This is a genomic window from Streptomyces luteolifulvus (assembly GCF_008806595.1).
In the GTDB taxonomy this organism is placed as follows: domain Bacteria; phylum Actinomycetota; class Actinomycetes; order Streptomycetales; family Streptomycetaceae; genus Streptomyces; species Streptomyces luteolifulvus.
Window position 1 is genome coordinate 21,406 of sequence record NZ_VZRB01000031.1, and the last position, 22,008, is coordinate 43,413.

Sequence of the window (22,008 nt, forward strand, 5' to 3'; positions counted from 1 at the left end):
TCCTGTTCCCGGGCACGGGATTCGTGGAACTGGCGCTCACCGCGGCCGAGGAGAGCGGCTGCGACGTGCTCGACGAGCTGGTGCTCGAAGCGCCGCTGGTCATCCCGGAGCACGGCGGTGTCGCGGTCCAGGTTCTCGTCGGCGCCCCGGACGACTCAGGGGCCCGCGCGGTCAGTGTGCACTCCCGTGGCGACGATCCCGGTCGCCCATGGGCCCGTCACGCCATGGGCGCCGTACGGGCGGCGGCATCCCTCCCGGCGTCCGCCGCTGATCTTGCGGAGTGGCCGCCGCCTGGCGCCGTTCCGGTCGATCTCACGGGCCGCTACGACCGGCTTGCCGCCGACGGGCTGACGTACGGTGCCGCCTTCCAGGGGCTGACGGCCGCCTGGCAGCACGGCGACGACGTCTGCGCCGAAGTGGCCCTGCCTGCCACGGCGTTGTCCGCCGAGGGCTTCCGCCTGCACCCTGCCCTGCTCGACGCGTGCCTCCAGGCCATAGGACTCCGTGCCGGTGAACCCGTCTCGGTCCGGCTTCCGTTCGCCTGGACGGGCGTGGCGCTGTCCGCGCCGGCGGCCACCCGGTTGCGGGTACGGATATCCCCGGCATCCGAGGGCGGGGTCGCCCTGGCGATCAGTGACGGCACGGGCAGGCCGGTCGCCTCGGTCGAATCGCTGGTGCTGCGCGAGGTCGACACGGCCGGACTCGCCGCCGCGCGCGCCGCCGGACAGGACGCGCTGTTCGAGCTTGCATGGTCGCCCGCGCCCAACGCGGCGGCGGTGCCCGTGACGTGGGAGCACTGGGACCGGCTCGACGCGGACGCCACCGTACCCGAGGCGGTCGTCCTGACCACCGAACCCGGCAACGGCAGTGACGTCGTGCACCGGGAAGTCCACCGCGTCCTCGGCGTACTGCAGACCTGGTTGGCGGACGACCGGTACGCCCGTTCCACGCTGGTGATCGCCACCAGGAACGCGGTTGCCGTCGACGAGGTCACCGACCTGGCCGGAGCGGCGGTGTGGGGCCTGGTGCGATCGGCTCAGTCCGAGAACCCGGGGCGCATCGTGCTGGCCGACCTCGACGACCTCCACGAGCTTCCGACGGCCCTGGCCACGGGTGAGCCCCAAGCGGCCGTCCGGAACGGCGAAGTCCGGGTGGCCCGCCTGGCCAGGCCCTCCGGACCCGCCGGCCCCACCGACGCCACGTCGACCGACCCGCTGCCGGCCTTCGACCCCGACGGCACGGTCCTGCTCACCGGCGCCACCGGCATGCTCGGCAGGCTGGTGGCCCGCCATCTGGTCACCGCACACGGCGTCCGACGTCTGCTGCTCCTCGGCAGGCGCGGACCCGCCGCCGAGGGCAGCGCCGAACTCGTCGACGAACTGGACGCGTTGGGTGCTCACGCCGACGTCGTGGCGTGCGACGTCGCCGACCGGGACGCGCTGGCCGAGGTCCTGGCGGCGGTACCCGTCGACCACCCGCTGACCGGGGTGGTGCACGCGGCCGGTGTGCTGGACGACGGCGTGATCGGCTCCCTCACCCCCGAACGGGTCGACGCCGTTCTCCGCCCCAAGGTGGACGCCGCCCTCAACCTGCACGAACTGACCGAGACGGCGAAGCTGTCGGCGTTCGTACTGTTCTCCTCGGCCGCGGGCGTCTTCGGCAACCCCGGCCAGGCCGCCTACGCCGCCGCCAACGCCTTCCTCGACGCGCTCGCCACGCACCGGCGCGCCCTGGGGCTGCCCGCGCACTCCCTGGCCTGGGGCCTGTGGGACGGCGCTGACGGCATGGCGGCCGACCTGGTGGACGGCGACCGGCGCCGTATGACCCGTACCGGTGTACGGCCGTTGTCCGAGGCGGACGGCCTCGCCCTCCTCGACGCAGCGCTCGGCACCGAAGCACCGGCCCTCGTACCGATCCGGCTGGACCTCGCGTCCCTGGCGGGCCGGCCCGATCTGCCACCTCTGTTCGCCACTCTCGTACGGCCTCCCGCAGGGCGCCCGGCCGCGGCGGACACGTCGGACGCGCTGCTGCGCCGCCTGGCGGACACGCCCGCCGACGAGTGGGAGGCCGAGCTGCTCGACGTGGTCAGGACCCACGCGGCCGCGATCCTCGGACACTCCGGTCCACAGGACATCCCGGCCGACCGTCCCTTCCAGGAACTCGGCTTCGACTCGCTGAGCGCGGTCGAGTTCCGCAACGTGCTCAACGCCGCGACCGGTCTGCGCCTGCCGCCCACCCTCGTCTTCGACCACCCGAACGCCGCCGCGCTGGCCGCCGAACTCACCGGGCAACTGGCCCCCGACACCGACGACGGCGAGCCCGACACGGAGCGCCGGATCAGGGACGTACTGCACGCCATCCCGCTCAGCCGACTGCGCGACGCGGGCCTTCTGGAACGCCTCCTGGAACTCGGCGGAGCTTCTCCCGTGGCGCTCGACCCCGCCGGCGGTGAGGTCGGCTCGATCGACGACATGGACACGGACGCCCTGATCAACATGGCCCTGGGCGGACGCGACGATTTCGACTCGACCGGAATGAGTGGTGACCACCGATGACCGGCTCCGACAACAAGCTCGTTGCCGCGTTGCGCAGCTCGCTCAAAGAGGCCGAGTTCCTGCGCACGCAGAACGCGAAGCTCACCGCGGCGATCTCCGAGCCGATCGCGATCATCGGCATGGCCTGCCGTTACCCGGGCGGAGTCACGTCCCCCGAGGACCTGTGGCGGCTGGTCGCCGACGAGGTCGACGCGATCTCCGACTTCCCGTCCAACCGGGGCTGGAACACCGACCAGTTGTACGACCCGACCGGCGAACGCCCGCAGACGACGTACGTCCGCCGGGGCGGCTTCCTGCACCGGGCCGACCAGTTCGACCCCGCCTTCTTCGGCATCAGCCCCAACGAGGCGCTGCTCATGGACCCGCAGCAGCGGCTGCTGCTGGAGTGCTCCTGGGAGGCGATCGAGCGGGCCGGCATTGACCCCGCCACGCTGCGTGGCAGCCGTACCGGTGTCTTCGCCGGCGTGATGTACCACGACTACCCCGCCAATGCGAACACCGGTGCCGTCGCCTCCGGCCGGGTCTCCTACACGCTCGGCCTCGAAGGCCCCACGGTCACGGTGGACACCGCCTGCTCGTCCTCCCTCGTCGCCCTGCACTCCGCCACCCAGGCGCTGAGGGCGGGGGAGTGCTCCCTGGCACTTGTCGGCGGCGTCGCCGTGATGGCGACGCCCGAGGCGTTCGTCGAGTTCAGCCGGCAGAAGGGACTCTCACCCGTCGGCCGCTGCCGCTCGTACGCGGCTGCCGCCGACGGCGCCGCCTGGGCCGAGGGCGCCGGCGTCCTCCTCGTGGAACGCCTCTCGGACGCCCGACGCAATGGCCGTACGGTCCTCGCGGTGGTACGCGGCTCGGCAGTCAACTCCGACGGCGCGAGCAACGGGCTGTTCGCCCCCAATGGCCCTTCGCAACAGCGGGTGATCCGGCAGGCGTTGGCGTCGGCGGGACTTTCGTCCGCGGATGTGGATGTGGTGGAGGGCCACGGCACGGGGACGGTCCTGGGAGATCCGATCGAGGCGCAGGCGCTGCTGGCGACGTATGGGCAGGACCGGCCGGACGACAGGCCGTTGTGGCTGGGATCGATCAAGTCGAACCTGGGGCATGCGCAGGCTGCCGCCGGCGTCGCGGGGATCATGAAGATGGTGCTGGCGATGCGGCACGGGATGCTGCCGCGCACCTTGCATGTGAATGAGCCTTCGCATCAGATCGACTGGTCCTCCGGCGCGGTGGAGTTGCTGACCGAGGCTCGGGAGTGGCCGGGGGCGGAGGGGCGTCCGCGTCGGGCGGGGGTGTCGTCGTTCGGGATCAGTGGGACGAACGCGCATGTGATTGTGGAGGAGCCGCCTCCGGTTGAGGTGGCCCCTTCTGCCGATGAACCGACGCCGGTGGCGTGGGCGGTGTCGGGGAAGACGCCTGAGGCGCTGACGGCTTACGCCGATCAGCTCAGGTCGTACGTTGCCGGGCGTGACGAGTTGCGGCCGGTCGATGTGGCCTGGACGCTCGCCGGGCGGGCACGGTTCGAGCACCGGGCTGTAGTGGTCGGAGCGGACCGTGTGGAGTTGCTGCGGGGGCTGAGCGATGTGGGCACGGCGTCCCGGCTGGAGGGCAAGCTCGCGTTTCTGTTCACTGGGCAGGGTGCTCAGCGGGTGGGGATGGGGCGTGAACTGGCCGCCCGTTTCCCGGTGTTCGCCGAGGCGTTCGATGAGGTGGCCGCTGCGCTGGACGCTCATCTGGAGCGTCCGTTGCGGGACGTTGTGTGGGGTGAGGACCCCGCATTGCTGGAGCAGACCGGCTGGGCGCAGCCTGGCCTGTTCGCCGTCGAGGTGGCGCTGTTCCGTCTGCTGGAGTCGGTGGGTCTGAAGCCCGACTTCGTGGCTGGGCATTCGATCGGGGAGCTCGCCGCCGCGCACGTGGCGGGTGTGCTGTCGCTGGCGGGCGCGGCCCGACTGGTCGCCGCCCGTGGTCGGTTGATGCAGGCGCTGCCCGCGGGCGGGGCGATGGCCTCCGTCCGAGCCGAGGAAGCCGCAGTGCGGGCGGCGCTCGTCGACGGTGTGGAGATCGCGGCGGTCAACGGCCCCCGCTCCGTGGTCATTTCGGGCTCATCGGATGCGGTGACCGAGACGCTCGACAGGCTTCAGGACTACAAGGTCACCCGTCTCCGCGTCAGCCACGCCTTCCACTCCCCGCTGATGGAGCCCATGCTGGCCGACTTCGCCGAGGTCGCATCCCAGCTGCACTACAACTCGCCGCTGATCCCGGTGATCTCCACCCTGACCGGCCAACCGGCCGCCGACGACCTGTGCGACCCCCAGTACTGGGTCCGCCAGGTCCGTGAACCCGTCCGTTTCGCCGACGCGGTGACCGCGCTGACCGAACAGGGCGCGACCACGTTCCTCGAACTCGGCCCGGACACCGTCCTCGCCGCCATGGCCGAAGACACCCTCCCCGCAGACACACACGTCATCGCGACCCAACGCCGCGACCGCCACGAAGCCCACACCCTCCTCACCGCCCTCGGCGCCCTCCACACCCGAGGCACCGACATCGACTTCACCGCCCTCCACCCCGGACGGCACATCGACGACCTCCCCACCTACCCCTTCCAACGTCAGCGCTACTGGCTGGACGTGACCGACTATCTCGCCGAGTCCTGGCTCGGCGTAGCCCTGGGGAGTGACCCGGCGGCTCTCGGCGTGACCGCTCTCGACCATCCGCTGCTCGGCGCCGCCGTCACCGTTCCCGACAGTGGTGCCGTGGTGCTCACCGGGCGGCTGTCGGTGCGGGATCAGCCGTGGCTGGCCGACCACGACGTGCTCGGAAGTGTCCTGCTGCCGGGCACCGGCTTCGTGGAGCTGGTGCTGCGCGCAGCCCAGGAGGTCGACTGCGACCGGATCGAGGAGCTGACGCTCACGAGCCCCCTGGTTCTGCCGGACGAGGGCGGCGTGGTGGTACGGGTCCTGGTGGGCGGGCCCGACGAGTCCGGCCGCCGTACCGCGGCGGTGTACTCCAGCGCCGAGGAGCAGCCCGCGGACACCTGGACCCTGCATGCCGAGGGCCTGCTGACCACTGGTGCGACTCCCCTGCCCGACACGTTCGAGGCCTGGCCTCCGCCCGGCGCCACCGTACGCCCGACGGACGGTGCGTACGAGCGTCTGCTGACCCGTGGGTACGGCTATGGCCCGGTGTTCCAGGGCCTGCGCGGGGCCTGGGAGCGTGGCGACGAACTCTTCGCCGAGGTCGCCCTGCCCGAGGACGCGCAGGCCGACGCCCGGCGCTGCGGAGTGCACCCCGCCCTGCTCGACGCGGCCTTGCACGCCTCGCTGTTGGAGGATCTGGACGGCTCGGGGGCCACACTGCTCCCGTTCTCCTGGAACGGCGTCTCCCGGCACGCCACGGGCGCCACGGTGCTGCGTGTCCGTATGCGCCCCGAGGGGTCCGACAGCGTGGCCCTCGACATCGCGGACGATGCGGGGCGCGCGGTGCTGGCCGTGACGTCGCTCGTGTCCCGAGCGGTGTCCGCGCAGCAGCTCGACAGCTTTCGGGGCGACCGCGACGCGACGCTGTACCGGGTACGGTGGCAGCCCGCCGCACCCGCCGCACCCGCCGCACCCGCCGCACCCGCCGCACCCGCCGCACCCGCCGCACCCGCCGCACCCGCCGCACCCGCCGCACCGCCGGACCGCTCCCGCCGGGCCGTCGTCGGATCGCCCGTCCTCGGACTTCCGGCGTTTCCCGGTCTCACCGAACTCGCCGAGGCGGTCGAGGCCGGTGACACCGAGGTGCCGGACGTCGTCCTGCTGCCGCTGGACCCGAACACCGGCGACGTCCCCACCGCCGTACGAGACACCACGTCCACCGCGCTGCACGCACTCCAGACCTGGCTGGCCGACGACCGCTTCGCCGCCTCCCGTCTGGTGATCCTGACCCGGCAGGCCGTGACCGCACGCGACGACGAGCGCCCCGACCTCGCCGCCGCCCCCGTGTGGGGACTGGTCCGGGCGGCACAGGCGGAGAACCCCGGCCGATTCGTACTGGCCGATCTCGACGAATCCGCCGAGTCCCGTGCCGCCCTGCCCGCTGCACTGGACAGCGGCGAACCTGAATTCGCCCTGCGCCAGGGCGCGTTGTTCGTACCGAGACTCGTGTTCGCGGACCCCGCGCCCCCGGCGGAGCGCATCGACGGTACGGTCCTGATCACCGGCGGCACGGGCGGGCTCGGCGCGCTGGTCGCCCGCCACCTGGTCTCCGAGCACGGCGTCGGCAGGCTGGTCCTGACCAGCCGACGCGGCTGCGACACCCCGGGCGCCGCGGAACTGACGGCCGAGCTGACCGGCCTCGGCGCCGAGGTCACCGTCGCCGCCTGCGACGCGGCCGACCGCGACGCGCTCGCGGCGGTACTGGCCGCGATCCCCGCCGAACACCCCCTCACCGCCGTGGTGCATGCCGCCGGCGTCGTCGACAACGGCCTGGTCACCACCCTCGACCCCGACCGGCTCGAAGCCGTCCTGCGCCCCAAGGTCGACGGCGCCTGGCATCTCCACGACCTCACCCGCGACCTGTCCCTGTCCGCCTTCGTCCTGTTCTCCTCCGCCGGTGGGCTGGTCCTCGCGGCGGGCCAGGGCGGCTACGCGGCGGCCAACGTGTTCCTCGACGCACTCGCCGAACACCGCGCGGCCACCGGCCTGCCCGCCACATCCCTGGCCTACGGTCTCTGGGGCCTCGACACCGGCTTCGGCGCGGCCCTCACCGAGGACGACCTGGCCCGGATGGCCCAGCAGGGCTTCCCCGCCCTCACCGCGGCCGAGGGCCTTGCGGCGTTCGACGCAGCGCTGACCGGCCCGGCCACCCTGGTGCCCGTCAAGGTCCACGCCGCCGGCGTCCGGGCGAACGGCGACGTCCCTGCCCTGCTGCGCGGCCTCGTACGGGTGCCGCGCACACCGCGCGCCACCGCGGGCTCCGCCTGGGCGGACCGCCTCGCCGGCCTCACCGGCGACGAGCGCGCAGTCGTTCTGCTCGATCTGGTCCGCACGGAGGTCGCGGCCGTACTCGGCCACGCGTCCGCCCGGGCCGTCGAACCGGACCGCGCCTTCTCCGAGCTCGGCTTCGACTCGCTGACCGCCGTCGAACTCCGCAACAGGCTTGCCACGGCCACCGGCCTGCGCCTGCCCGCCACGCTGGTCTTCGACCACCCCACGGCCATCGCGGTCGCCGAACACCTCGACGAAACGCTCGGCGGAATGACGACCAGCACTGCCGGCACGCCCACCGCCGGCACCACGATCCGCCGCACGGACGACGAACCGATCGCCGTGGTCGGCATGGCCTGCCGCTTCCCCGGTGGTGTCCGCACTCCCGAGGACCTGTGGCGCCTGCTCGCGGCCGGCGACGAGGCCATCGGGCCGCTGCCCACCGACCGCGGCTGGGACGAGACCCTGTACGACCCCGAACCGGGCAAGCCCGGCAAGTGCTACGCGCAGGGCGGCGGATTCCTGCGCGAGGCCGGGGACTTCGACGCCGGGTTCTTCGGCATCGGCCCGAACGAGGCACTGGCGATGGACCCGCAGCAGCGGCTGCTGCTGGAGACGTCGTGGGAGGCGTTCGAGCGGGCGGGCATCGACCCGGCCACCCTGCGGGGCACCGCCACCGGCGTCTACGCGGGCGTCATGTACCACGACTACGGTTACGGCAGCTCCAGCGGAGGCAGCGCCGTCGCCGGCCGGGTGTCGTACGCGCTGGGTCTGGAGGGCCCCTCCGTCGCCGTCGACACGGCGTGCTCCTCCTCGCTCGTCGCCCTGCACTCCGCCGTGCAGGCCCTGCGCTCGGGCGAGTGCTCGCTGGCCCTGGCCGGTGGTGTGGCGGTCATGGCCTCACCGGAGATCCTGGTCGAGTTCAGCCGCCAGCGCGGACTGTCCGCCGACGGCCGATGCCGTTCCTACGCCTCCGGGGCCGACGGGACCGGTTGGGCCGAGGGCGCCGGGATCCTCCTGGTGGAGCGGCTGTCTGACGCACAGCGCAACGGCCGTACGGTCCTCGCCGTGATCCGGAGCACGGCGGTGAACCAGGACGGCGCGTCCAACGGCTTCTTCGCCCCGAACGGCCCTTCGCAGCAGCGGGTGATCCGGCAGGCGCTGGCGTCGGCGGGACTGTCGGGCACGGATGTCGATGCGGTGGAGGGGCACGGTACGGGGACCACTCTCGGCGACCCCATCGAGGCACAGGCGCTGCTGGCGACGTACGGGCAGGACCGGCCGGACGACAGGCCCTTGTTGCTGGGGTCGATCAAGTCCAACATCGGTCATACGCAGGCCGCGGCGGGCGTGGCCGGGATCATGAAGATGGTGCTGGCGATGCGGCACGAGACGCTGCCACGCACCCTGCACGTGGACGAGCCGTCGCATCAGGTCGAGTGGTCGGCGGGCGCCGTGGAACTGCTCACCGAGGCCCGGGAGTGGCCGCGCAGCGACGAGAGCCCTCGTCGCGCCGGTGTCTCGTCCTTCGGCCTCACGGGAACGAACGCGCATGTGATCGTGGAGGAGCCGCCGGCGGTCGAGGCGGTCGCTTCGGATGGTGATGTGGCGCCGGTGGCGTGGGTGGTGTCGGGGAAGACGCCTGAGGCGCTGACGGCTTACGCCGGTCAGCTCAGGTCGTACGTTGCCGGGCGTGAGGCGTTGCGGCCGGTCGATGTGGCCTGGACGCTTGCCGGGCGGGCACGGTTCGAGCACCGGGCCGTGGTGGTCGGAGCGGACCGTGTGGAGTTGCTGCGGGGGCTGAGCGATGTGGGCACGGCGTCCCGGCTTGAGGGCAGGCTCGCGTTTCTGTTCACTGGGCAGGGTGCTCAGCGGGTGGGGATGGGGCGTGAACTGGCCGCCCGTTTCCCGGTGTTCGCCGAGGCACTCGATGAAGTGGCCGCTGCGCTGGATGTTCATCTGGAGCGTCCGTTGCGGGAGGTTGTGTGGGGTGAGGACCCCGTTGTGTTGGAGCGGACGGGGTGGGCGCAGCCGGGTCTGTTCGCCATTGAGGTGGCACTGTTCCGTCTGCTGGAGTCGGCTGGCCTGAAGCCGGACTTCGTGGCCGGGCATTCGATCGGTGAGCTGGCCGCCGCGCACGTGGCGGGTGTGTTGACGCTCGTGGATGCGGCCCGACTGGTGGCCGCCCGTGGTCGGTTGATGCAGGCGCTGCCCGCGGGTGGCGCGATGGCCTCCGTCCGGGCCGCCGAGGCCGAGGTACGGGCGGCGCTCATCGAGGGTGTGGAGATCGCGGCGGTCAACGGCCCCCGCTCCGTGGTCATTTCAGGCACCGAGGACGGGGTGACCGCAACGCTCGACAGGCTTCAGGACTACAAGGTCACCCGCCTCCGCGTCAGCCACGCCTTCCACTCCCCGCTGATGGAGCCCATGCTGGCCGACTTCGCCGAGGTCGCATCCCAGCTGCACTACAGCCTGCCGCGCATCCCGGTGATCTCGACCCTGACCGGCCAGCCGGTCACCGACGACCTGTGCGACCCGCAGTACTGGGTCCGCCAGGTCCGCGAGCCGGTCCGTTTCGCCGACGCGGTGACCGCGCTGTCCGACCAGGGCGTGACCACGTTCCTCGAACTCGGCCCGGACACCGTCCTCGCCGCCATGGCCGAGGACACCCTCCCCGCAGACACACACGTCATCGCGACCCAACGCCGCGACCGCCACGAGGCCCACACCCTCCTCACCGCCCTCGGCGCCCTCCACACCCGAGGCACCGACATCGACTTCACCGCCCTCCACCCCGGACGCCACATCGACAACCTCCCCACCCACCCCTTCCAACACCACCGCTACTGGCAGCCCGAGCGCGCGGCCGATGCCGGCCCGCTGTCGCTGGGGCTGGCCCCGGCCGAGCATCCGCTGCTCGGCGCCGCCGTTCCGCTCGCCGATTCCGACGCCGTCGTGTTCACGGGCCGTCTGTCGACGCACACCCAGCCCTGGCTGGCCGACCATGTCGTCGGCGACTCGATCCTGTTCCCCGGCACCGGCTTCGTCGAGTTGGCGATCGCGGCAGGCGGACAGGTCGGCTGCGAGTTCCTGGAGGAGCTGGTGCTGGCCGCGCCGCTCACCCTGCCCGAGCAGGGCGGCACGACGATCCAGGTGTCCGTCGGCACCCCGGGCGAGAGCGGCAGCCGTACCGTCTCGATCCACTCCCGCACCGAAGACACCCAGCCGTGGGTCCGCCACGCGGACGGAGTCCTCGGCTCGGGAGTGCCGTCGGACCTCACCGGCCTGACCGAGTGGCCGCCGCCCGGTGCCGTGGCCGTGCCGGTCGACGAGGTCTACGAGACGATGTTCACGCGCGGCTACGGCTATGGCCCGGTGTTCCAGGGGCTGAGGGCCGCCTGGCAGCGCGGCGACGAGATGTTCGCCGAGATCGCGCTGCCGGAGCAGGCCCACACCGAGGCCGCCCGGTACGCCCTCCATCCGGCCCTGCTGGACGCCTCCTTGCACGCCATGGGCCTGGCCGGCGCCGACGAGGACGGCGCCACCATGCTGCCGTTCTCCTGGAGCGGTGTTTCCGTGCACGCCCACGGCGCGCGCGGCCTGCGCGTCAGGATCACGCCGGCCGGTGACCGGGCCGTGGCGCTCGACCTCGCCGACCTCTCCGGCCGGCCCGTGGCCACGGTCGGCGCGCTGAGCCTGCGTGAGATCACCCCCGAGCAGCTCGCCGTGCTGCGGCAGGCCGGAGACTGCCTGTACCGGATCGACTGGGAGCCGATCACCTCCGTCCCGCCCGCGGATTCCGTCGCCGACTGGGTGACGGTCGGCCACGGTTGCCCGTACGACGATCTCCCCGCCCTCGTCGCGGCGCTCGACTCGGGTACGGCCCAGGTGCCCGAGGTGGTGCTCTGGCGGGCCGCGCCGGGGCGGGCCGACGTGCCGGCCGACGTGCGTGCGGCCCTCGCCGATGCACTGGAGGCGGTTCAACTCTGGCTGGCCGACGAGCGGTTCGCCGCCTCCAAGCTGGTGATCGTGACCAACGGCGCGATGAACGACGGCGGTTCGGACATCGCCCTGCATCAGGCGCCCGTCTGGGGGCTGGTCCGCGCAGCGCAGGCCGAGAACCCCGGCCGGTTCGTCCTCGCCGACATCGCCGACATCGCCGACATCGCCGACATCGCCGACATCGCCGAGATCAGCAACATCGGCGACATCGACGACGCCGACCACCTCACAGAGTCGGCGAGCGGCACGGCCCTCCTCTCCGCCGTAGCGACCGGCGAGCCCGAACTGATGCTCCGCGCCGGGAAGTTCCTCGTGCCCCGCCTGGCCCGTGAGCAGCACCCCACCGAGACTCCTCCCGTACGGCTCGACCCCGCCGGCACCGCCCTCGTCACCGGCGGAACGGGCGGCCTGGGCGCGCTGGTGGCACGGCACCTGTTCAGCCACCACGGCATCCGGCGGCTCATCCTCACCAGCCGCAGCGGTCCGGCCGCACCGGGGGCCGACCGACTGTACGCCGAGCTCATCGAACTCGGGGCCGACGTACGCGTCGTCGCCTGTGACGCGGGCGACCGCGAGGCACTGACCGCCGTACTGGCCGACGTCGATCCGGCCGCACCGCTCACCGCCGTCGTGCACGCGGCCGGCGCCGTCGACGACGGTGTGGTCGGCTCGCTGACGCCGCAGCGGATCGAGACGACCCTGCGCCCGAAGGTCGACGGAGCGTGGCATCTGCACGAACTCACCGCCGGACTGCCGCTCGCCGCGTTCGTCATGTTCTCCTCGGCCGGCGGCCTCGTGCTGGCGGCAGGGCAGGGCGGTTACGCCTCCGGCAACGTCTTCCTCGACGCCCTCGCCCGGCACCGCGCGGCGAACGGGCTGCCCGCGACCTCGCTGGCGTACGGGCTGTGGGGCATCGAGGCGGGCCTCGGCGCGTGGCTGACCGAGGCCGACCGGGGGCGCCTCGCACGTCAGGGCTTCCCCGTTCTCACCGTGGAGGAGGGGCTGGCGGCCTTCGACGCCGCGCTGGTCACCGACCGGCCGACACTCGTGCCCGTCAAGGTGGAGGCCGCCGCTCTGCGGTCCCGGCCCGGCGAACTCCCGGCACTTCTGCGGGCCTTGGTGCCTTCGGCGCGGCGCCGTGCCGCCGCCGGTCCTGCGGACTCCGCGGACCTGGCCCGCCGGCTCGCGGGTCTCTCCGACTCCGAGCAGGAGCGGGAGCTCACCCAACTGGTGCGGGCCCACGTGGCCGCCGTGCTGGGACACGAGAGCGCGCAGGCCGTCGATCCCGAACGGGACTTCCTGGAGCTCGGGTTCGACTCCCTCGCCGCCGTCGAGCTGCGCAACCGGCTGACGGCCGCGACGGGTCTGCGGCTGTCCCCGATGGCGGTGTTCGACAACAAGAACCCCACCGCCCTCGCCCGTCGTCTGCACGCCGATCTGTCCCTGCCGCCCATGGCCGTCCCGGCGGCCGGTGGGACGCCGGACACCCTGGCCGAGCTGTTCCGGGCGGCTGTGCTGTCCGACCAGGTGATCAAGGGCTTCGATCTGCTGCGGGCCGTGTCCGATCTGCGTCCGCGGTTCACCTGCGCCGCCGACTTCGGACCCCTGCCCGACGGCGTCCGGCTCGCGGACGGGCCGCAGGAGCCCGTACTGATCGGCATCAGCACCCCGATGGCGACCGGCGGGCCGCACCAGCACGCGCGGCTCGCCGCCGCGTTCCGCGGGAAGCGTCCGATGATCACGCTGACCAACCCCGGGTTCACGGCGGGCGAGCCGCTGCCCCACTCCACGGACGCGGTGATCGACTACCTCGCGGAGGCTGTGCTGCGCGCCGCCGCGGACCGGCCGTTCGTCCTCATCGGCTACTCGTCGGGCGGCACGCTCGCGCACGCCACGGCCGGCCATCTGGAACGGGTGCGCGGGGTCGGGCCCGCGGGGGTCGTCCTGATGGACACCTACCGGGTCGACCTGGAGGACCGGGACCAGGGTCGGCTGATGGAACAGCTCACCATCGGACTGGTCCGCAAGGACGAGGCGTTCGGCCTGTTCCACAGCAGCGCCCTGTCCGCGATGAACCGCTACTTCGACCTCGTGCCGAGATTCACGCTGGAGCCGCTGGCGGCGCCCGTGCTGTTCGTCGGCGCCACCGAGTCCTTCATGCCGCCCGGCACGGCCACGGACGGCGACGACGACTGGCGGGCCAAGCCCTGGGACCCCGCACACCACTACATCGCCGTGCGGGCCTCCCACTTCTCCATGATCGAGGAGCGTGCCGCCGAGGCCGGCGCGCTCGTCGAGGAGTGGATCTCCCGGCATGCCCGTAGGGGTGACTAGGGGTTCTTGCCGGGCCCGCCCCTTCCTATCGTCGTGGGTGCAATCGGGTGATCGAGAAAACGGGAGCTGGAATGAGCGCTGACGGCAGCTGGGAGTTCACGATCGACAGCCCCATCGGCAAGCAGAGCCTTTGGGTGGAGATGAAGGCGGAGGACGGCAAGCTGGTCGGCACCTGCCGGGCGGACGGTCAGGTCATCGACCCGGACATCATCGACGGGAAGATCGACGGCGACCTGCTGTCCTTCAAGGTGAAGTCGCACAAGCCGGTTCCGCTGAAGATGACGCTGACCCTGACGCGCAACGGCGACAGCATGTCCGGCAAGGCGAAGCCCGGCATGTTCGGCACGTTCCCGGTCACCGGCAAGCGGGTCTAGTGTTCCGCCCCACTGCCAAAGGCGTGGCGCCGTTCGGTGAGTTCAGGACCTGGTACCGGGTCACCGGCGAACTGTCGCCGCACCGGACGGCGCTCGTGGTGGCGCACGGCGGACCCGGCAGCACGCACGACTATCTGGTGAGTCTGGCCGCCCTGTCCGAACTGGGCGTCCCCGTGGTGCACTACGACCAGATCGGCAACGGCGGTTCGAGTCATCTGCCGGACGCACCCGCGGACTTCTGGACCGTCGAGCTGTTCCTCGCGGAGCTGGACAACCTGGTACGTCACCTCGGCATCGCCGGGAACTACATGCTGTTCGGGCACTCGTGGGGCGGCCTGCTCGTGGCCAAGCACGCCTCGACCGCCCCCGCCGGGCTGCGGGGCCTGGTCATCGCCGACGCCCCCGCGTCGTATCCGCTGTGGCTGGAGCAGATGGCCGTCCTGCGGGCCCGGCTGCCCGCCGGCGTCAACGAGACGCTGCTGCGCCACGAGGCCGCCGGAACGACCGACAGCGACGAATACCACGCGGCCACCCGGGTCTTCTACGACCGGCACATGTGCCGCCTCGACCCGTGGCCCCGCGAGTACCAGGCGTCGTTCTTCGAGATGTACAACGACCCGACGGTCTACTCCACCATGAACGGCCCCAGCGAATTCCATGTCATCGGCTCCCTGCGCGACTGGGGAGTGACGGACTGCGTGGCCGGCATCACGGTGCCGACGCTGCTGATCTCCGGCCGTCACGACGAGGCCACCCCCGAGACGGTCCGGCCCTACGCGGAGCTGATCCCGGACGTGCGGTGGGAGATCTTCGAGAACTCCAGTCACGTGCCGCATCTCGAGGAGCCGGAGCGGTTCCGTGACGTCCTGACCGAGTACGTGAAGGCCGTGGCCTTCGGCTAGGACAAGCTAGAACCAGCTTGAACCAGCCAGAACCAGAAGGACGAGAGCATGGCCGATGAGCGGTTCGTCCCCCGATTCCCCGCCGACACGCTCGACGCGTTCGCGCTGGCGCCGCTGGCCCGGACCCCGGACAAGCCGGCCGTGGTGGAGCGCGGCGCGTCCGGGGGCGTCACGTCGGTGTCGTACCGCGAGCTCGCCCAGCGCGTCGAGGAGTACGCCAAGCGGCTGACGGCCGCCGGGGTGCGGATCGGTGACCGTGTGGTGGTCGAGGGACACACCTCGGCGTCGTCGATCGCGCTCCTGCTCGCCTGCGCGCGTGTGGGCGCCGTGTTCATCCCGGTGGACCCCGACACACCGGCCCTGCGGCTCGACTCCATCGTCGACGCGACCGGGCCGGCGCTGTTCCTGCACCCCGCGGACGGCCCCGCCCGCACGCCGCGGGACGACGTGCCGCTCGGCGCGTTCGACGCGGACGGCGGCATCACCGTCGACCGGGTGCCGCCGGCCCGGCGACCGCTCAGACGCGGTGTGGTGGGCGGCGATCCGGCCTACATCATCTTCACCTCGGGCACCACCGGCCGCCCCAAGGGCGTGGTGATGAGCCATCACGCGGCACTGGCCTTCTACCGCGGCACCCAGCGCTTCGGCGCGGTGTCGCCCGACGACCGCGTGGCGAGCACGTCCCCGCTGGCCTTCGACGTCGCCCTGTTCGACATCTGCGTGAGCCTGGGCACGGGCGCCACCCTGATCGCCGTACCCCGCGCCTTTCTCAGCTTCCCGCGCCGCCTGATCGGCTTCCTGCGGGAGGCGGAGGCCACCGTCGTGCACGGCGTCCCGTCGCTGTGGCGCCCGCTGCTGCGGCACGAACCCGACGGGGTCGCGGCCCTCGGCGAGCAGCTGCGCGGCATCCTGTTCGCCGGCGAGAACTTCCCCCTCGCCGAACTGCGCCGGCTACGGACCCTGTTGCCGCACCTGCGGGTCGTCAACGCGTTCGGCGCCACCGAGACCGTGGCGTGCTCGTTCGCCGAGGTGCCCAACCCCCTGCCCGAGGACGCCGAGGCCCTGTCCATCGGGCACGGCTACCCGGGCGCCGAGATCCTGCTCCTCGACGAGCAAGGCGACTTGGTGGACGAGCCAGGAGCCGTGGGGGAGATGTACATCCGCTGCCCGTCCCTGTTCTCCGGGTACTGGGACGACCCGGACGCCACCCGCGGCGTCCTCGTCCCGGACCCGCTCGAACCGCGCTCCGGGCAACGGGTCTACCGGTCCGGCGACCTGGCGTACCGCGGCCCGTCGGGCGAGCTGTACTTCTGCGGCCGGGTCGACTCCATGGTGAAGATCCGCGGCAACCGCATCGAACTCGGCGAGATCGAACGCCGCCTGGCCGAGCATCCCGAGGTGACGGCCGCGGTGGTCCTGGCCCTCGACGGCCCAGAGGGTGAAGCGGCCCTCACGGCATGCGTCGTGGCGACCCCGACCGGGGCGACCCGCGCCGAACTGGCCGACCTGTGCCGGCGCTCCATGCCCGCGTACATGACCCCCAAGAGGTTCCTCTTCCTCGACGAACTCCCCCTGAACACCAACGGCAAGGCCGACCGCAAGGCCCTGACGGCACTGGCCACGGGCGACGCCACGGGGACATGAGAGCGGGCGCCGAGGTCCGGCTCGGGGCCCGGGACCGCGGCGCATGCCCCGTGAGCCCGATGGGTCACGGCCGCCCGCCCGAGGCGGGGGCGAGCCGGGCCAGGCAGAGCGAGGGCTCGACGAACGGTTCGAGCCGCTCGGCGGTGATCGGCGCGCGTACCTCGGAGAGCACTCCGCGCATCAGGCCGAGATGCAGGGAGCACACCACCTCGCGGTGCTGCTCGGCGAGCTCACGGAACGGGCAGTGCCCGATCCGGATCACCGCCTCGTCCGTGCCGGTGATGCCTGCGGGTGGCGGCTCGGGTGCGAATCCGATGCTCTCCAGCACCTTCACCGTCCGCCGGACGCCCTCGGCGGCATCGATGTGCTGCAGCGGGGCCGGGCGGTCCGCCAGATAGCGGCCCCACTTCTCGCCGGTCTCGACCGCGGCCCGCTCGGGCTGCGGCAGTCCGCCGAGGACGACGCCGATCAGCATCTCGGCCAGCATCCGGTAGCTGCGCAGCCCGGCGGTGGCGTCCGCGGCGACGGCGCGGTACACCATCCGCGGCCGGCCGGGCTGGTCGCGTTCCTCGGTGTCGCGGGCGGCCAGCCCGGCCTCGACCAGCCCGTCGAGGTGGAAGCGGGCGGTGTTGGCATGCAGCCCGGTGCGTCCGGCGATGTCCTGAACGCCCATGGGCCGACGCGCCGTGCGCAGGATCTCCAGAACCCGGTTGCGACTCTCGCTCAGGGGCGGCGGGGGGCCGGGATCGATCATGGGCAGTTCCGTCATGGAGCCCAGTTTATTTGAATCCGCTTGTAAAAACAGCCTGACTTTTTTCAGGGCCCTTCCTGTGGTTGCTGGTCCTGTCGTCGCGCGTCCTGTCCGTGCGGCCCGCGGTGGGGCCGTAGATGCCGCAGATACCGGTACGCGACCAGGGCGTGCGGGCTTGCGGCGGCGACCAGGGCCGCGCTCTCCAGCGGCCGGTGATGACGGACGAGCTCCGCGGCGACCAGGACGAGGGCGATCGCCGAGATGAACAGGGACAGGACGACATGGAAGCGGCCGACCTCCGAGTGCGGCCAGTCGGCCGGATCGGCCGGCCGCGGCGCGTCGGGCACCGCGCGCCGGTATCCGGTGAACACCCGCGCGTCCCACGCACTCGTCGGCTGCCGGCGCTGGAATTCCAGCACACCGACCACGGCGAGCAGCAGCACCGTGTACACGGCCACGAAGACCGGCTCGGCGCTCACCGCTCCTCCTGGCCCGCCGGGACGCCGTCGTCATCGGCCTCGGCCGCATGTCCCTCGACGTCGGCGGGGACGACCTCGGTGAACAGCAGCTCCTGCTCCGGGGCGTCCGGGAGGCGCGCCGCGGTGGTGCGGTGGCGGATGCCCAGCCAGGTCATCCACAGCAGCGGGAGCACTCCGCCGACGATGAACACCACGTCGCCGGGGAGACGGATCCACTCCAGGAAAGTGTTCGTCGGGCCGCGCAGATAGCCGAGGCTGCGGGCGTCGGCGTACCCGGCGTCGAGGACCTTGTACAGCTGCAGCGCCCCGCCGGGCAGCAGGGTGGCGAAACTCATCCACGCCAGGCCCAGGTTGAGCGACCAGAAGGACAGCCGGGGCCAGCGGTCGGACCAGCGGTGCTCGGGGATGAGGTAGCGCAGCGCGAACACGGCGAAGCCGACCGCCAGCATGCCGTAGACACCCATCATGGCCGCGTGCGCGTGGTTGGCCGTCAGCCCGGTGCCGATCTCGTAGTAGGAGACGATCGGCAGGTTGATCAGGAAGCCGAACACGCCGGCGCCCAGGAAGTTCCAGAAGCCCACTGCGGCCAGGAACATCACCGCCCACCGGTGCGGGAAGGGGGTGCTCGACGGGCTGTGCCGGCGCGCGCCGAGCTGGAGGAAGCTCCACGCCTCCACGGTCAGGAAGAGCAGCGGCACCACTTCCAGCGCGGAGAACGTCGCACCCAGGGCGAGGTGTTCGGCCGGTTCGCCGGAGAAGTACAGGTGGTGCATGGTGCCGATCACTCCGCCCGCGCTGTAGAGCACGATGTCGAGGTAGATCACGGCCAGCGCCACCCGCTCGCGGACCACGCCGAGCAGCACGAACAGATAGGCGACGGTGACGGTGGTGAACAGCTCCAGGAAGTCCTCCACCCACAGGTGCACGACGATGAACCGCCAGAAGTCGGCCGTGGTGTACGTCGAGTTGGGGGTGGCCAGCAGGCCGACGGCGTAGAAGGCGGGCAGGGCCAGCGCGGCGAGGAAGAACAGCCAGGGCATGTTGGCCACGCTCTCGGTGGCCAGCCGCCGGCGCAGTCCGCGGAAGAGGATGAGCGCCCATACGGCCATCCCGGCCACCAGCAGCACCTGCCAGACCCGTCCCAGGTCGAGATACTCCCAGCCCTGGTTGCCGAACCAGCTCCACAGGCCGCCCAGCCATCCGCGCATCCCGGCCATCTCTCCCAGCAGGGAGCCGACGACGACCACGGTGAGCGCTCCGAGCAGCAGCCGGGACAGCAGAGCCTGCTTGGCGGGCTCCCAGCCGCGGGAGATCAGCGGCGCCAGGAAGATACCGATGGCCAGGAACGAGGTGACCACCCAGAAGATCGCCAGCTGTGTGTGCCAGGTGCGGGTGAGGTTGTACGGCAGCCACTCGTCCAGCGGGATGCCGAAGAACGAACCGAGATCCGCCCGGTAGTGCTGGGTGGCCGAGCCGAGCAGCGTCTGGACCAGGAAGAGCGCGGCCATGACGAAGAAGAACCAGCCGGTCGTGCGCTGGGCGGGCGTGAGCCGGACGGCGCCCGGTGCGTGGAACCGCAGTGTGCGCTGGTCGCTGCCGTGCCAGCCGAGGAAGTTCCAGCGGCCGAAGGCCGCGAACAGGCCGCCCGCGCCGACCAGGAGGAATATCAGCGACAGCACGCTCCACAGCACGGTGTGGCCGGTCGGCTCGTTCTCCACGAGGGACTCGGACGGCCAGTTGTTGGTGTAGGAGTACGACTTGCCCGGCCGTTCGGCCGCGGCCGCCCACGCCGACCATCCGAAGTAGGCGGTCAGGTCGTGGATGTCGGCCGGGTCGGTGATGGCGTTCGGCCGCAGCCCCTGCTTGCCCTCCGGGCGGCCCAGCAGATCCGCGTAGTGCCCGGTCAGCTGCTCGAACGCCTCCCCTTGCGCGGGGGACCAGACCAGGGTGCCGGTGCGCTCGTCGTAGCGGTTGGTGCGGAAGTCCTCGACGGTGCGGGTGTGGGCGTCGGAGGAGCTCGAAGTGTCGTCGCCATACTGCTTGTTGACGGATTCGGCGCTGCGGTGCAGATAGTCGGCGGTGAAGTCGGGGCCGAGGTAGGCGCCGTGGCCGAAGATCGAGCCGTATTCCATCAGCCCGTTGCGCAGGAACGCCCGTTGCCCCTCGCGTACGTCGTCACCGGTGAACAGGGTCCGGCCGGTCGAGGTCACCACGCGGTCCGGGATGGGTGGTTCGGCCTGGTACGTGCGCACCGCCAGAAGTCCCAGGACCAGGAACCCGACGGCCGTCACCAGGACGGCCGCCTGCACCCACCCCCGTCCGATCATCCGGGCCCGTCTGCCTCCGGTCGTGTCCTGCGCTGTGGCGTCCGACGTCCCCATACGTCCTCCTCGGGCGGTGGTGCCGGGTGGGTTCGGTGAAGTTGCTCAGCGCGATATTAACGATGCGGTGGTTAAAAACAAACTCGGATTGTGTAAAAGGGCCGCGAGGAGGCACGGCCCTGGTCTTCGGCGGCTCAGTGGCGGGACGCGTAGGCCGGCTCGGTCAGGCCCGTGGACAGCCAGCGCACCACCGACTCGGCGCTGTACGGACTTCCGTCGGGGGCGATGTGCCGCAGGAAGTCCAGGTCCTGGCCGATGGTGACGACGGGCGGCTCCACCACGCCCCGCGGGCGGCGCTGCCCGAGCCCGACCGCGGCCAGCAGCCCGTTGCACAGACACTGCCGCCCTTCGGTCCCCTCGGCGTCACCGCCCTTGCGGACATATGCCGTAAGAGGCTCCGCCGGGCAGCGGTAGTCGATGGTCCCGCGCGCGGTCCTGAAGGGCGTCCGCAGATAACCGAGGTCGCAGACCCGGGCGCGGGCCGCACTCACCTCGCGGTCGGCCAGGGTGCCGGGCAGCTCGGCGACCTTGAACGGGAAGGAGGTCGGGGAGGCCGCCGGATCGTTGCGCACCCTCAGCCTGCCGGCCCGCTCACGCTCCATCAGCTGCCGCCGCAGCCCCGCGTCCATGCCCGACTCCTCGCAGAGCGCGAAGACACTGCCGAGTTGGACACCGGCCGCCCCGGCCGCCCTGGCCTCGCGAACCTGCTCCGGCCCGCACCGGCCGCCGGCGATCCAGAACGGCAGACCGAGGCGGCTCATCTTCGTGAAGTCGGGGATGTCCCTGGGCCCGTAGACCGGATCGCCGTGCTCGTCCAGGCTCAGCGGCCCGCGCGGCGGTGCGCTGTGGCCGCCCGCGGTGGGGCCCTCGACGACGAATCCGTCCGGCCGGGTCTCCTCGTCGCGGTTCAGATACGAGGCCAGCGCGGGCAGCGAGACGATGGCCAGGACGCCGGGGCGGCGCAGCGGGGCGAGCCGCCCCGGTTCCGCTCCGCTCAGAATGGAGGCGGGGTCGAAGCGCAGCTCCAGGGGCCGCTCGTCGCCCTCCACGTCCACCCGCGCGGTGACCGGCTCCCCCTTGGCGAGCCCGGTGGCGATCCCGGGGATCTGGGCGGGGATGCCGGCGCCCACCAGGACATGGTCGACGCCCGCCAGGATCGCGCCGAACATGGCAGGGACGGTGGCGAGTTGGACCTTCTCCAGATAGTTGATGCCGACCGGTCCGTCATGGCCCTCCTTGGCGAGCCAGACCTCACAGAAGTTGGCGACGACGGTCAGGGACCGGGCGGGGCACCCCTCGTCGGCCGTCATCATGGGGGTGGCGGCGAACCGCTCCTTGGGTGTGATTCCGCCCTCGACGAAGTAGCGCTCCCGCAGAGCGCCGGCCAGCTCCGGTACGGGGAAGGCGGCGAGCGCCCGCCTGAGGTGACCGCCCGGGTCGCCGCTCTGGAGCACGCGGATCAGCAGGGTGTCGAGGGCGGTGCCGGAGACGACCCCCAGCTGCCCGGTGCGGGCGACCGCCCGTGCGAGCCGCCAGCCCGACACCCCCACCCCCATTCCGCCTTGGATCAGCCACGGCAGGTCGGTCGCCGCCCGGGGTGCATTCATGTGGTCCTCGCATCC

General features: G+C 72.0%; 9 protein-coding genes (1 of these 9 only partly in view). 5 read left to right on the forward strand and 4 right to left on the reverse strand.

What is annotated here, in order from left to right; genetic code table 11:
• The 5 genes from F7R91_RS32155 to F7R91_RS32205 all read left to right on the forward strand — a co-directional run.
• Window positions 1-2,555 carry the 3' end of an SDR family NAD(P)-dependent oxidoreductase gene (locus F7R91_RS32155; RefSeq protein WP_456243073.1) on the forward strand. Its footprint begins 13,171 nt before the window's first position, so the window shows 2,555 of its 15,726 coding nt (coding positions 13,172-15,726); the start codon falls outside the window, past its left edge; the stop codon is at window positions 2,553-2,555.
• Window positions 2,552-13,855, forward strand: coding sequence for a type I polyketide synthase (locus tag F7R91_RS43135; protein ID WP_225320896.1), 11,304 nt, complete (start codon window positions 2,552-2,554; stop codon window positions 13,853-13,855). Before F7R91_RS32155 ends, F7R91_RS43135 begins: the two co-directional genes overlap by 4 nt.
• A 71-nt stretch (window positions 13,856-13,926) precedes the next feature.
• Window positions 13,927-14,229 (forward strand): hypothetical protein, encoded by a 303-nt coding sequence (locus tag F7R91_RS32195; protein ID WP_150955023.1) that lies wholly within the window; start codon window positions 13,927-13,929, stop codon window positions 14,227-14,229.
• Complete coding sequence (locus F7R91_RS32200; RefSeq protein ID WP_150955026.1) at window positions 14,229-15,131, forward strand: proline iminopeptidase-family hydrolase; 903 nt, start codon at window positions 14,229-14,231, stop codon at window positions 15,129-15,131. Before F7R91_RS32195 ends, F7R91_RS32200 begins: the two co-directional genes overlap by 1 nt.
• Window positions 15,132-15,179: 48 nt before the next feature.
• On the forward strand, window positions 15,180-16,775 hold the full coding sequence (locus F7R91_RS32205) for an amino acid adenylation domain-containing protein (protein ID WP_150955029.1): 1,596 nt from the start codon (window positions 15,180-15,182) through the stop codon (window positions 16,773-16,775).
• Between the two features lie 64 nt (window positions 16,776-16,839).
• Here the strand turns inward: F7R91_RS32205 and F7R91_RS32210 are convergent, their stop codons facing one another.
• The 4 genes from F7R91_RS32210 to F7R91_RS32225 all read right to left on the reverse strand — a co-directional run bounded on the left by F7R91_RS32210 (window position 16,840) and on the right by F7R91_RS32225 (window position 21,993).
• Window positions 16,840-17,544 carry a helix-turn-helix transcriptional regulator gene (locus F7R91_RS32210; RefSeq protein WP_150955032.1) on the reverse strand — a complete coding sequence of 235 codons (705 nt, stop codon included), beginning with the start codon at window positions 17,542-17,544 and terminating at the stop codon, window positions 16,840-16,842.
• A gap of 47 nt (window positions 17,545-17,591) precedes the next feature.
• The gene (locus F7R91_RS32215) at window positions 17,592-18,005 is read right to left on the reverse strand and encodes a hypothetical protein (RefSeq protein WP_150955035.1); all 414 of its coding nucleotides are present in this window, start codon (window positions 18,003-18,005) and stop codon (window positions 17,592-17,594) included.
• Window positions 18,002-20,386 carry a nitric-oxide reductase large subunit gene (locus tag F7R91_RS32220; RefSeq protein WP_150955038.1) on the reverse strand — a complete coding sequence of 795 codons (2,385 nt, stop codon included), beginning with the start codon at window positions 20,384-20,386 and terminating at the stop codon, window positions 18,002-18,004. Before F7R91_RS32220 ends, F7R91_RS32215 begins: the two co-directional genes overlap by 4 nt.
• Before the next feature lie 134 nt (window positions 20,387-20,520).
• Window positions 20,521-21,993 carry a nitronate monooxygenase gene (locus F7R91_RS32225; RefSeq protein ID WP_150955041.1) on the reverse strand — a complete coding sequence of 491 codons (1,473 nt, stop codon included), beginning with the start codon at window positions 21,991-21,993 and terminating at the stop codon, window positions 20,521-20,523.
• Window positions 21,994-22,008 lie beyond the last annotated feature (15 nt).

Coding starts and splice junctions, on each gene's coding strand:
- F7R91_RS32225 (WP_150955041.1), bottom strand. CDS start 21,993: ATGAATGCACCCCGGGCGGCGACCGACCTGCCGTGGCTGATCCAAGGC.
- F7R91_RS32220 (WP_150955038.1), bottom strand. CDS start 20,386: ATGGGGACGTCGGACGCCACAGCGCAGGACACGACCGGAGGCAGACGG.
- F7R91_RS43135 (WP_225320896.1), top strand. CDS start 2,552: ATGACCGGCTCCGACAACAAGCTCGTTGCCGCGTTGCGCAGCTCGCTC.
- F7R91_RS32210 (WP_150955032.1), bottom strand. CDS start 17,544: ATGACGGAACTGCCCATGATCGATCCCGGCCCCCCGCCGCCCCTGAGC.
- F7R91_RS32205 (WP_150955029.1), top strand. CDS start 15,180: ATGGCCGATGAGCGGTTCGTCCCCCGATTCCCCGCCGACACGCTCGAC.
- F7R91_RS32195 (WP_150955023.1), top strand. CDS start 13,927: ATGAGCGCTGACGGCAGCTGGGAGTTCACGATCGACAGCCCCATCGGC.